The sequence below is a fragment of the Streptomyces sp. NPDC056160 genome (assembly GCF_042268205.1).
GTDB lineage: Bacteria > Actinomycetota > Actinomycetes > Streptomycetales > Streptomycetaceae > Streptomyces.
In genome coordinates, this window is record NZ_JBHJUW010000108.1 from 17983 (window position 1) to 29687 (window position 11705).

Sequence of the window (11705 nt, forward strand, 5' to 3'; positions counted from 1 at the left end):
CGTCCGGGTGGATGAAGCCGGGCACTGGAAGAGACGACTGAATCAGCCGTTGAGTGCACACAGGGAGCGAGTGACCTCGGTCACCGCGTTCATGCATGGAAGTGACCGGTGTCTCCCGGCCGGAGCCCGGTCCGCGGGCCTTCCGGGGTGGCCCGACCGCCCTACGTACTGGGGAAGTTGGAGTTCAGTGGCCGTCTGGACGCCGCCGGGGGAGTGGGCTAGCTTCGCCCGCCATGAGGCTGAGGCACTTGGGAGCGATGCGACGAACGAGCCGGATGACCCGGACGAACCGGATGAACGGGACGGTGCAGACGAGCCGGATGATCCGGATGACGGGGACGACCGGGGTGATCCGGATGGCCGGGATGAACGGGGTGGTCCGGACGAAGCGGATGACCGGCCGGGTGCCGGCCGTGGCCGTGGGCGTGACGGTGCTCGCCGCGCTGGCGGCGGTGCCCGCGCAGGCGGCCGGCCGGGAGCACACCGGGCCGCGGGCGCAGCGCCCCCACGCACCGCAGTGGCGGCTCGAGGACGGGGGCACGCCCGACGTCCGCTTCCGCGGTCTGTCGGCCGTCAGCCGCACCACCGCCTGGGTGGCCGGCACGGGCGGCACCGTGCTGCGGACCACCGACGGCGGCGCCTCCTGGCGGAACGTCTCACCGGCCGGCGCCGCGACTCTTGAGTTCCGGGACGTCGAGGCGTTCGACGCGCGGCGGGCCGTGGCCCTGGCCGTCGGCGAGGGCGAGGCCTCGCGCGTGTACCGGACCGACGACGGCGGCGTCACCTGGACGGAGTCCTTCCGCAACACCGACGCCCGCGCCTTCTACGACTGCCTCGCCTTCTTCGACCACCGGCACGGCCTGGCGATGAGCGACCCCGTGGACGGCAGGTTCCGCGCCCTGTCCACCAGCGACGGCGGGCGCTCCTGGAAGGTCCTGCCCGACCGGGGCATGCCGGCCGCGCAGCCCGGCGAGGCGGGGTTCGCCGCGAGCGGCCAGTGCCTGGCCACCGCCGGGCCGCGGGACGCCTGGCTCGCCACCGGGGGAGGCGCACGCGCGCGCGTGCTGCACTCCTCGGACCGCGGGCTGACCTGGCGGGCCACCGACGCGCCGGTTCCGGCGGGCGACCCCGCCAAGGGTGTCTTCGCGCTCGCCTTCCGGGACCGGACGCACGGCCTCGCGGTCGGCGGCGACTACCGGCCCGGCCAGGCGTCCCCGAACGCGTCCGCCACCACCTCGGACGGCGGCCGTACCTGGCGGCCCTCCGCCGCACCGCCGCCCGCCTACCGCTCCGGCGCCGCCTGGCTCCCGCACACGCGTGCGGGTGCCCTCGCCGTCGGCCCCACCGGAACCGACCTCACCCTCGACGGCGGCCGGACCTGGCGCACGCTCGACACCGGTTCGTACGACACCGTGGACTGCGCCTGGGACGGCGGCTGCTGGGCATCCGGTGAGAAGGGCCGGATCGCTCGACTGGAGGATTGAATATCGCCTGATATGACGAACTGTTCCAGGATGCGGGTATCCGTTCCTTGACAGAGAGGAAGTGAACGGTATGCCACGCGGTTCCAGCTCCAAGCGGGAGCGCCAGTACGAGCACATCAGGGAGAGCGCGCAGGACCGGGGAGAGAGCACCGGCCGCGCCAAGGAGATCGCCGCGCGCACGGTGAACAAGGAGCGCGCCCGCTCGGGCGAGTCCAAGACCGCGAGCCGCACCTCGACGCAGGACATGTCCTCCGGCAGGCGCGGCGGCCAGCGCTCGGGCCGGGGCTCCGAGGGCCCCACCTACGACCAGCTCTACGAGGAGGCCAAGCGGCGCAACATCCACGGCCGCTCGGACATGAACAAGCAGCAGCTCCAGCAGGCGCTGGGCAAGCACTGAGCCGAGCCCGCGAGCGGGACGGGCCCGCCCCCGCACCAACGGCGAGCCCGCCCCGCCCCGCCGCCGGCCCTCGCCCCCGGCCGGCTCCCCCTCCGTACCCGGCCGCCTCCCCCGCGCCGTACGCTCGTCCGTCATGACGACGACCGTAGGCATCCCGGCGGGCTGGCCCGCGACCGAGGAAGAGGCCCTGGCCGCGCAGGACGCCCTGCGCACCCGCGTGGTGGTGGACGAACGCGGCCCGGAACCGGGAGGCGGCCACGTCACGGGTGTCGACGTGGCGTACGACGACGAGCGTGACGTCGTGGCCGCGGCGGCCGTCGTCCTGGACGCGGCCAGTCTCCAGGTCGTCGCCGAGGCCACCGCCGTCGGCCGGATCTCCTTCCCGTACGTGCCCGGCCTGCTGGCCTTCCGGGAGATCCCCACCGTGCTCGCCGCCCTCGCCGCCCTGGACCGGCCGCCCGGCCTGGTCGTCTGCGACGGCTACGGCCTGGCCCACCCGCGCCGCTTCGGCCTCGCCAGCCACCTCGGCGTCCTGACGGGGCTTGCGACGATCGGTGTCGCGAAGAACCCGTTCACCTTCACCTACGACGACCCGGACGCCCCGCGCGGCAGCGTCGCGCCGCTCCTGGCCGACGGCCGGGACGAGGTCGGCCGCGCCCTGCGCACCCGCGACGGAGTCAAGCCCGTCTTCGTCTCCGTCGGCCACCGCGTGACCCTGGACAACGCCTGCGCCCACACCCTGGCCCTCACCCCCGGCTACCGGCTGCCCGAGACCACCCGCAGGGCGGACGCCCTGTGCCGCCGGGCGCTCAAGGAGGCCACCGCGCAGGCGTGACAGAGGCCGAGGGGGCCGGTGGACGTCCTCTCGCCCGGAGGCTCCCACCGGCAGAGCCCGCAGCGCGGAGCGTCCTCCGGGGCGTCCGGACCCCGAGGCCTTCCTCCGGGGCGTCCGGACCCCGAGGCCTTCCTCCGGGGCGTCCGGACCCCGAGGCCTTCCTCCGGGGCGTCCGGACCCCGAGGGCTCCCTCCGGGGCGTCCGGACCCCGAGGCCTCCCTCCGGGGCGTCCGGACCCCGAGGCCTCCCACGGGGGCGCCCGGTCCGCGGGCCCGGCTCCGGGCAAAGCTGCAGCGCCTTCTCCCGGCAAAGCTCCAGCCACGGCCCCGGGCAGAGCCCGAGCCCGGCCCCGGCCGCCCTAACGGCTCCGCACCCTCGTGCGGAACGTGATCCCGGCCCCGCGCAGCCGCTCGACGAGCGCGTCGCCCATCGCCACGGCCGTCGTCACCTGTCCTGCCGTCCCGGGCAGTTCGTCCAGCGCGAGAGAGAGGGCCGATTCCGCGAACATCTTCGCCGTCTCGTCGTACCCCGGGTCCCCGCCCGCCACCTCGGTGCACACCCGCCGTCCGCCGCCCTCGCCCACGAAGCGCACCGAGAACCAGCTCCGGGCCCGCCGCTCGGCGCTCGGCCCCTGCCCCGGACCGATCCGCCCGGACAACCAGCGCCGCGCGGGCGGCACTTGCGCCGCCGCCGCCAGTGCGCCGACGGCGGCGGCGCCGCCGAGGGCGACCGGCAGGCGGCGGACGGCCGCGTAGTGGCGGTAGCGGAAGTCGGGACCGTAGCGTTGCAGCGCGCGCGCCGAGCGCAGGACGATCTGCGGGTCGAGCGTCGGCAGCGGCAGCGCCCACGAGCCGACCTCCGCCGCGAACCGCGGGGCGCCGACCGGCGCGGACACCCGCCGGCCCGGCAGCCGGGGTTCGTGCCGCGCGCGGTCCCGGGCGGCCGCCCGCATCCGCAGGGGGCGGGCGAACTGGTTGAGCGTCGAGGCCAGCGTCCCGCCCGAGAAGGCCGCGTCCACCCGGACGAACCCGTCCACGGTCAGCGGCACCCCCTCGGGCAGCTCCCGCACGGTGACGTAGGCGCCGAGGTCGTGCGGCACCGAATCGAACCCGCAGGCGTGCACCAGCCGTGACCCGGTCTCCCGCGCGCGCGTGTCGTACCGCACGTACACCAGGTCGACGAACTCCGGCTCACCGGTGAGATCCAGGTAGTCGGTGCCGCTGTCCGCGCAGGCGGCGACCAGTTCCTCGCCGTGAGTCACATAGGGGCCCACGGCGGTCGCCACCACGCGCGCGTGCCGGGCCAGTGCGCGCAGCGAGGCGGGGTCGGCGACGTCCGCCCGCAGCACTCCGACGTCCGCGCCGCCGGGCAGCCGCTCGCGCAGTTCCTCCAGGCGGCGCTCACTGCGTCCGGCGATCGCCCAGCTCAGCTGCTCGGGGGCGTGCGCGGCCAGATACTGCGCGGTGAGGGTCCCCACGAACCCCGTGGCTCCGAAGAGCACGATGTCGTACGGACGTTCCGTCTTTTTCGGCCTGCTCATGACATCCCTCGCTCCGCCGGACCGCATCCCGCGCCACTGTCGGTGGCCGAGGCTAGCGTGAAGGGGCCGGGGCCGACGGCTCGGGTGGCGGGCCGGGAAGGCCACGGCGACGCGCCGGACACTCCGGCACGTCTTGGCTGAGCGCTTGCTCGTGCGGGGCTTGTGTCCGGTCGGGCGCGTTCTTAGCATCATCGGTGTCACATCGGTTGTGTCACAGCGAGGGGGCCGGGATGGCGACGGACCAGACGCCGGGGCGGGAGGGCCCGCTGACCGGCGTGCGCGTGGTCGAGCTGGCCGGGATCGGCCCCGGCCCGTTCGCCGCGATGCTGCTGGGCGACCTCGGGGCGGACGTGGTCCGGGTGGACCGCCCCGGCGGCGCGGGCCTCGGCATCGACCCGGCGGCCGACCCGACCCACCGCAACAAGCGCTCGGTGGTCGTCGACCTGAAGTCCCCGGACGGGCCCGCCCGCGTCCTCGGCCTCGCCGCCCGCGCCGACATCCTCGTCGAGGGCTACCGCCCCGGCGTCGCCGAACGCCTCGGCGTCGGCCCCGAGGCCTGCCACGCCCGCAACCCCCGGCTCGTCTACGGCCGGATGACCGGCTGGGGCCAGGACGGCCCGCTCGCCCCGCGCGCGGGACACGACATCGCCTACATCGCCGTCACCGGCGCCCTCGGCATGACCGGTGGCCCGGACCAGCCGCCCGCCGCCCCCGCCAACCTCCTGGGCGACTACGCGGGCGGCTCCCTCTACCTGGTCGTCGGCGTCCTCGCCGCCCTGCACCACGCGCGCGCGACCGGCACCGGCCAGGTCGTCGACGCCGCCATCGTCGACGGCACCGCCCACCTGTCCACGATGATCCACGGCATGCTCGCCGCCGGTGCCTGGCAGGACCGGCGCGGCGCCAACCTCCTGGACGGCGGCTGCCCCTTCTACGGCACCTACGAGACCGCCGACGGGCACCACATGGCCGTCGGCGCCCTGGAGCCGCGCTTCTACGCCGAGTTCATGACGCTCCTCGGCATCCCCGACCGGGCCCCGGCCCGCGACGACACGGCCCGCTGGAGCGAGTTGCGCGAGGCGATCGCCGCCCGCTTCCGCACCCGTACCCGCGACGAGTGGACGGCCGTGTTCGAGGACTCCGACGCCTGCGTGGCGCCCGTCCTGTCGCTGCGCGAGGCCCCGCACCACCCGCACCTCGCCGCCCGCGGCACCTTCACCGACCACGGCGGCATCACCCAGCCGGCCCCCGCGCCCCGCTTCTCCGCGACGCCCACCGCCGTGCGCACCGCACCCTCCCGGCCCGGCGCGGACACCGGCGCCGTGGCCCGCGACTGGGGCATACCCGAACTCTCGCCCCCGACCGCCACCACCCCGCCCCCGGCCGCCCCCCGGGAGAACCCTCAGTGAAAGGCCTGCCAGTGAGCACCGAAGCGTACGTGTACGACGCGATCCGCACCCCGCGCGGACGCGGCAAGGCGAACGGCGCCCTGCACGGCACGAAGCCCGTCGACCTGGTCGTCGGCCTCATCCACGAGATCCGCGCCCGCTTCCCGGACCTCGACCCGGCCGCCGTCGACGACGTCGTGCTCGGCGTCGTCGGCCCCGTCGGCGACCAGGGCTCCGACATCGCCCGCATCGCCGCCATCGCCGCGGGACTGCCGGACACCGTGGCCGGCGTGCAGGAGAACCGCTTCTGCGCCTCGGGCCTCGAAGCCGTCAACCTGGCCGCCGCCAAGGTGCGCTCGGGCTGGGAGGACCTGGTCCTGGCGGGCGGCGTCGAGTCGATGTCCCGGGTTCCGATGGCCTCCGACGGCGGCGCCTGGTTCAACGACCCGATGACCAACCTGGCCACGAACTTCGTGCCGCAGGGCATCGGCGCCGACCTGATCGCCACCATCGAGGGCTTCTCCCGCCGCGACGTCGACGAGTACGCGGCCCTGTCCCAGGAACGCGCGGCCACCGCCTGGAAGGAGGGCCGCTTCGAGCGCTCCGTCGTGCCGGTGAAGGACCGCGGCGGCCTCACCGTCCTCGACCACGACGAGCACCCCCGCCCCGGCACCACCGCCGACTCGCTCGCGGGGCTCAAGCCGTCCTTCGCCGACATCGGCGAACTGGGCGGCTTCGACGCCGTGGCGCTGCAGAAGTACCACTGGGTGGAGAAGATCGACCATGTCCACCACGCGGGCAACTCCTCCGGCATCGTCGACGGCGCCTCCCTGGTCGCCATCGGCTCCCGCGAGGTCGGGGAGCGCTACGGCCTCACCCCGCGCGCGCGGATCGTCTCCGCCGCCGTCTCCGGCTCCGAGCCCACCATCATGCTCACCGGCCCCGCCCCCGCCACCCGCAAGGCGCTCGCCAAGGCCGGCCTGAGCATCGGCGACATCGACCTCGTCGAGATCAACGAGGCGTTCGCCGCGGTCGTGCTGCGCTTCGTGAAGGACATGGGCCTCAGCCTGGACAAGGTCAACGTCAACGGCGGCGCCATCGCGCTGGGCCACCCCCTCGGCGCCACCGGCGCGATGATCCTCGGCACCCTCGTCGACGAACTGGAGCGCCAGGACAAGCGGTACGGCCTCGCCACCCTCTGCGTGGGCGGCGGCATGGGCATCGCCACCATCGTCGAGCGCATCTGACCCCCTCCCGACGGATCCCCTGGAGCACCTCCTCATGACCACCGAGTCCACGACCATCCGCTGGGAACAGGACGACACCGGTGTCGTCACCCTCGTCCTCGACGACCCGGACCAGTCCGCCAACACCATGAACCAGGCGTTCCGCACCTCGCTCGCCGCGGTCACCGACCGCCTGGTGGCCGAGAAGGACACGATCCGCGGCGTCATCGTCACCTCCGCCAAGAAGACGTTCTTCGCCGGCGGCGACCTGCGCGACCTGATCCGCGTCACCCCCGACACCGCCCAGGACCTCTTCGACGGCGGCATGGCGATCAAGCGCGACCTGCGCCGCATCGAGACCCTCGGCAAACCGGTGGTCGCCGCGCTGAACGGCGCGGCCCTCGGCGGCGGCTACGAGATCGCCCTCGCCTGCCACCACCGCGTCGCCCTCGACGCCCCCGGCTCCAAGATCGGCTGCCCCGAGGTCACCCTCGGCCTGCTGCCCGGCGGCGGCGGAGTCGTCCGCACGGTCCGGATGCTCGGCATCACCGACGCCCTGCTGAAGGTGCTCCTCCAGGGCACCCAGTACAACCCGCGCCGCGCCCAGGAGAACGGCCTGGTCGACGAGGTCGCCGACAGCCGCGAGGACATGCTCGCCCGGGCCCGCGCCTTCATCGACGCCCACCCCGAGTCCGCCCAGCCCTGGGACAGGCCCGGCTACCGCATCCCCGGCGGCACGCCGGCGCACCCGAAGTTCGCCGCCAACCTGCCCGCCTTCCCGGCCAACCTGCGCAAGCAGACGAACGGCGCCCCCTACCCCGCCCCGCGCAACATCATGGCCGCGGCCGTCGAGGGCGCCCAGGTCGACTTCGAGACCGCCCAGGTCATCGAGGCCCGCTACTTCGTCGAGCTGGCCGCCGGGCAGACCTCGAAGAACATGATCCAGGCGTTCTTCTTCGACCTGCAGGCGGTCAATTCCGGCGCCAACCGCCCCCGCGGCGTCGAGCCCCGCAAGGTGACCAGGGCGGCCGTCCTCGGCGCCGGCATGATGGGCGCCGGCATCGCCTACGCGTGCGCCCGCGCGGGCATCGACGTCGTCCTCAAGGACGTCTCCCTGGAGGCCGCGGTCAAGGGCAAGGGCTACTCCGAGAAACTCTGCGCCAAGGCCGTCGCCCGGGGCCGTACCAGCCAGGAGAAGGCGGACGCGCTGCTCGCCCGCATCACGCCCACCGCCGACGCCGCCGACCTCGCCGGCTGCGACGCGGTGATCGAGGCGGTCTTCGAGGACCCGGCGCTCAAGCACAAGGTCTTCCAGGAGATCGAGCACGTCGTCGCCCCGGACGCGCTGCTGTGCTCCAACACCTCCACACTGCCCATCACCGCGCTCGCCGAGGGCGTGCAGCGGCAGGCCGACTTCATCGGGCTGCACTTCTTCTCACCGGTCGACAAGATGCCGCTGGTCGAGATCATCAAGGGCGGGCGCACCGGGGACGAGGCCCTCGCCCGCGCCTTCGACCTGGTCCGGCAGATCAACAAGACGCCGATCGTCGTCAACGACTCGCGCGGCTTCTTCACCTCCCGGGTGATCGGCCACTTCATCAACGAGGGCGTGGCCATGGTCGGCGAGGGCATCGAGCCCGCCTCCGTCGAGCAGGCGGCGGCCCAGGCCGGCTACCCGGCCAAGGTGCTCTCCCTCATGGACGAGCTGACCCTCACCCTGCCCCGCAGGATCCGCGGCGAGTCGAAGCGGGCCGTCGAGGAGGCCGGCGGAACCTGGGTCACGCACCCCGCCGAGGCCGTCATCGACCGCATGGTCGACGAGTTCGGCCGCACCGGGCGCAGCGGCGGCGCGGGCTTCTACGACTACGGCGAGGACGGCCGGCGCACCGGACTCTGGCCGGGCCTGCGCGAACACTTCACCGAGCCGGGGCACGAGATCCCGTTCCGGGACATGCAGGAGCGGATGCTCTTCGCCGAGGCGCTGGACACGGTCCGGCTCCTGGAGGAGGGTGTCCTGACCTCGGTCGCCGACGCCAACATCGGCTCGATCTTCGGCATCGGCTTCCCCGGCTGGACCGGCGGCGTGCTCCAGTACATCAACGGCTACGACGGCGGCGCCGGGGGAGTGCCCGGCTTCGTGGCCCGCGCGCGCGAACTCGCCGAGCGCTACGGCGAGCGGTTCACCCCGCCCGCCCTGCTGGTCGCCAAGGCGGAGAAGGGGGAGATCTTCACCGACGAGCGCTGAGCCGCGCCTCAGACGGAGGGCGCGTCCCCCGGAGCCCCCTCGGCTCCGTCCCGCGCCGCGCCCTCCACCGGGCCGTCCGCCCGGCAGGCGCCTTCGGCAGGGTCCCCTGCGGAGTCCTCGGGAGAGCCCACCCACTCCCGCAGCTCCTCCTTCAGCGACCGCTGGAAGGTGGTCAGCAGCGCCTGCACCACCAGGGGGTGCATGTGGGCGGACAGGGACCTCACGTCCCGCGTGTCGCGTTCGGCCACGGCGTCGCGCAGCAGCTGCGACAGCTCGCGTGCCGCCGCGCGCGCGTGGTCGATCAGCGCCGTACGGGCGGCGAGCACGGTCTCCTCGGACAGCGGTACGTCGAGCAGTTCCACACCGAGCCGCAGCAGTCCGGAGTCGACGCGGAGGAAGTCGCCCTCCCGCGTCAGCACGCTCATCGCCGCCAGCCGCTCCACATCCTCGTCGGTGAGCGGCCGGCCGGCGCGCCGCTCCAGGTCCGGCCGGGACAGCAGCTCCATGCTCTCCGGCGCCCACGAGGCGACCACTGCGCGGTGCACGGCCAGGTCGTGCGGGCTGAGATCGGGCGGGAGCCGGCTCAGATGGCGTTCGATCGCCGCCAGCGTCATGCCCTGGCGCTGCATCTCCTCTATCAGTGCCAGGCGTGCGAGGTGGTCCCTGCCGTAGCGGCCCACCCGGCGCGGGCCGATCGCGGGCGGCGGCAGCAGGCCCCGGCCTGCGTAGAAGCGCACCGTGCGCACCGTGACGCCCGCCCGCGCGGCCAGCTCGTCCACGGTGAGGGCCGGCTCGCCGCTGTCGGTCGTCGTCATGTGCAGCAGTATCGCTGTCTCACCAGTGGTGTGAAAGTCGGTGACCGATCTGCGTGGAAAGTGTGAGAAGTTCCCCTCTGTGACATACGCCATCGCATGAGAACTGATCTCTCTGGGAAGCTGCTTGCCTGGTCTGTACCACGTCCCCAGTGGTGCAAGCCGGAATTGTACGGACACCCGGGCGCACCCTCGCCCGGACCCCCAGAGAGTGGATACCACCGCGTGAGCAAGGACTCCGTCGCCGAACATCCCCGGGCGACCGCGACCCCCGCCGACGCGGGCGACGCCGGTTACAGCAAGGACCTCAAGCACCGTCACGTCAACATGATCGCCATCGGCGGTGCGATCGGCACCGGCCTCTTCCTGGGCGCCGGCGGCCGGCTGCACACCGCGGGACCAGCCCTGGCGCTGGCCTACCTCGTCTGCGGCGTCTTCGCGTTCTTCGTCGTCCGCGCCCTCGGCGAGCTGGTCCTCTACCGGCCCTCGTCCGGGTCCTTCGTGTCGTACGCGCGCGAGTTCCTCGGTGAGAAGGGCGCCTACGTCGCCGGCTGGATGTACTTCCTGAACTGGTCGACGACCGGCATCGCCGACATCACGGCCATCGCGCTGTACACGCACTACTGGAGCTTCTTCACGCCCATCCCGCAATGGGTGCTGGCGTTGATCGCCCTCGCCGTCGTCCTCACCGTGAACCTGATCTCGGTGAAGATCTTCGGCGAGATGGAGTTCTGGTTCGCGATCGTCAAGGTGGCCACCCTGGTCGCCTTCATGCTGATCGGCATCTTCCTGCTGGCCACCCAGCACAAGGTCGACGGCGCGACACCCGGCCTGAGCGTGATCAGCGACCACGGCGGACTGCTCCCGCACGGCGCGATGCCGGTCGTCCTCGTCATGCAGGGCGTGATCTTCGCGTACGCCGCGCTGGAGCTGGTCGGCGTCGCCGCGGGCGAGACCGCCGAGCCGGAGAAGGTCGTCCCGCGCGCGGTGAACTCGATCATGTGGCGTGTCGCCCTGTTCTACGTCGGCTCGGTCGTCCTGCTCGCGCTGCTGCTGCCCGGCTCGGTCTACTCGGGCGACGAGAGCCCGTTCGTCACCGTCCTCTCCAAGATCGGCGTCCCCGCGGCCGGTGACGTGATGAACCTCGTGGTCCTCACCGCCGCCATGTCCTCGCTCAACTCCGGCCTGTACTCCACCGGCCGCATCCTGCGCTCCATGGCGATGGCGGGCTCGGCGCCGAAGTTCACCCGCGTGATGAGCCGCAGCCAGGTGCCCTACGGCGGCATCCTGCTGACCTGCGCGGTCTGCGTGCTCGGTGTCGGCCTGAACTACCTGGTGCCCAGCAAGGCCTTCGAGATCGTGCTGAACGTCGCCTCCCTCGGCATCGTCAGCACCTGGGTGATCATCATGATCTGCCACCTGATCTTCGTCCGCCGGGCCAGGGCGGGCCTGGTCGACCGGCCGAGCTTCCGCCTCCCCGGCAGCCCGGTCACCGAGATCGCCACGATCGCCTTCCTGATGGCCTGCCTCGGCCTGATGTGGAACGACCCCGAGGTGGGCCGCAAGACCCTCCTGCTGCTCCCGTTGATCGCGGTCCTCCTGGTCGGCGGCTGGTTCGCCGTCCGCCGCCGCGTGACCGAGCAGTCCGCCGAGGCCCCCGCCCTCACCAGGTAGCGGCTCACGGCCGGTGGCCGCAGAGGCCCTCCGCGCCCTGTCCGCGTCGGCCGGGCCCCCCCCCCCCCGGGCGGGCCGCCCGCGGGGTGCCCCGGGGGGGACGG

General features: G+C 73.5%; 9 protein-coding genes. 7 read left to right on the forward strand and 2 right to left on the reverse strand.

Going from position 1 to position 11705, the window contains the following annotated elements:
* The first annotated feature begins 392 nt into the window (after positions 1–392).
* From ACFC02_RS30885 to ACFC02_RS30895, 3 genes are all read left to right on the forward strand, one after another.
* Positions 393–1484, forward strand: coding sequence for a WD40/YVTN/BNR-like repeat-containing protein (locus ACFC02_RS30885; RefSeq protein ID WP_376364417.1), 1092 nt, complete (start codon positions 393–395; stop codon positions 1482–1484).
* Between the two features lie 70 nt (positions 1485–1554).
* A complete protein-coding gene (locus tag ACFC02_RS30890; RefSeq protein ID WP_376364390.1) occupies positions 1555–1881 on the forward strand; it encodes a plasmid stabilization protein in 327 nt (108 codons plus the stop codon).
* Between the two features lie 133 nt (positions 1882–2014).
* Positions 2015–2716, forward strand: a complete 702-nt coding sequence (locus ACFC02_RS30895) for an endonuclease V (protein WP_376364393.1) — start codon at positions 2015–2017, stop codon at positions 2714–2716.
* A gap of 358 nt (positions 2717–3074) precedes the next feature.
* Here ACFC02_RS30895 and ACFC02_RS30900 read toward each other — a convergent pair whose 3' ends face one another.
* Positions 3075–4256: a saccharopine dehydrogenase family protein gene (locus ACFC02_RS30900; protein WP_376364396.1), complete on the reverse strand. Its 1182-nt coding sequence runs from the start codon at positions 4254–4256 to the stop codon at positions 3075–3077.
* A gap of 230 nt (positions 4257–4486) precedes the next feature.
* On the opposite strand from ACFC02_RS30900, the gene ACFC02_RS30905 reads away from it, so the two are divergent.
* The 3 genes from ACFC02_RS30905 to ACFC02_RS30915 are packed head-to-tail and all read left to right on the forward strand — an operon-like array spanning position 4487 to position 9115.
* Complete coding sequence (locus tag ACFC02_RS30905; protein ID WP_376364399.1) at positions 4487–5665, forward strand: CaiB/BaiF CoA transferase family protein; 1179 nt, start codon at positions 4487–4489, stop codon at positions 5663–5665.
* An 11-nt stretch (positions 5666–5676) separates the two neighbouring features.
* A complete protein-coding gene (locus tag ACFC02_RS30910) occupies positions 5677–6891 on the forward strand; it encodes an acetyl-CoA C-acetyltransferase (RefSeq protein WP_376364402.1) in 1215 nt (404 codons plus the stop codon).
* 34 nt (positions 6892–6925) lie between these two features.
* A complete protein-coding gene (locus ACFC02_RS30915; protein ID WP_376364405.1) occupies positions 6926–9115 on the forward strand; it encodes a 3-hydroxyacyl-CoA dehydrogenase NAD-binding domain-containing protein in 2190 nt (729 codons plus the stop codon).
* A gap of 8 nt (positions 9116–9123) precedes the next feature.
* Here the strand turns inward: ACFC02_RS30915 and ACFC02_RS30920 are convergent, their stop codons facing one another.
* Positions 9124–9930: a MerR family transcriptional regulator gene (locus ACFC02_RS30920; protein WP_376364408.1), complete on the reverse strand. Its 807-nt coding sequence runs from the start codon at positions 9928–9930 to the stop codon at positions 9124–9126.
* Between the two features lie 222 nt (positions 9931–10152).
* Between ACFC02_RS30920 and ACFC02_RS30925 the strand changes: the two genes are divergently transcribed.
* On the forward strand, positions 10153–11601 hold the full coding sequence (locus ACFC02_RS30925) for an amino acid permease (RefSeq protein ID WP_376364411.1): 1449 nt from the start codon (positions 10153–10155) through the stop codon (positions 11599–11601).
* Positions 11602–11705: the final 104 nt, after the last annotated feature.

What these genes read in the sequence shown, in the direction of transcription:
- ACFC02_RS30890 (WP_376364390.1), top strand. Translation starts at nt 1,555, where the DNA reads ATGCCACGCGGTTCCAGCTCCAAGCGGGAGCGCCAGTACGAGCACATC.
- ACFC02_RS30920 (WP_376364408.1), bottom strand. Translation starts at nt 9,930, where the DNA reads ATGACGACGACCGACAGCGGCGAGCCGGCCCTCACCGTGGACGAGCTG.
- ACFC02_RS30905 (WP_376364399.1), top strand. Translation starts at nt 4,487, where the DNA reads ATGGCGACGGACCAGACGCCGGGGCGGGAGGGCCCGCTGACCGGCGTG.
- ACFC02_RS30885 (WP_376364417.1), top strand. Translation starts at nt 393, where the DNA reads ATGACCGGCCGGGTGCCGGCCGTGGCCGTGGGCGTGACGGTGCTCGCC.
- ACFC02_RS30900 (WP_376364396.1), bottom strand. Translation starts at nt 4,256, where the DNA reads ATGAGCAGGCCGAAAAAGACGGAACGTCCGTACGACATCGTGCTCTTC.
- ACFC02_RS30915 (WP_376364405.1), top strand. Translation starts at nt 6,926, where the DNA reads ATGACCACCGAGTCCACGACCATCCGCTGGGAACAGGACGACACCGGT.
- ACFC02_RS30895 (WP_376364393.1), top strand. Translation starts at nt 2,015, where the DNA reads ATGACGACGACCGTAGGCATCCCGGCGGGCTGGCCCGCGACCGAGGAA.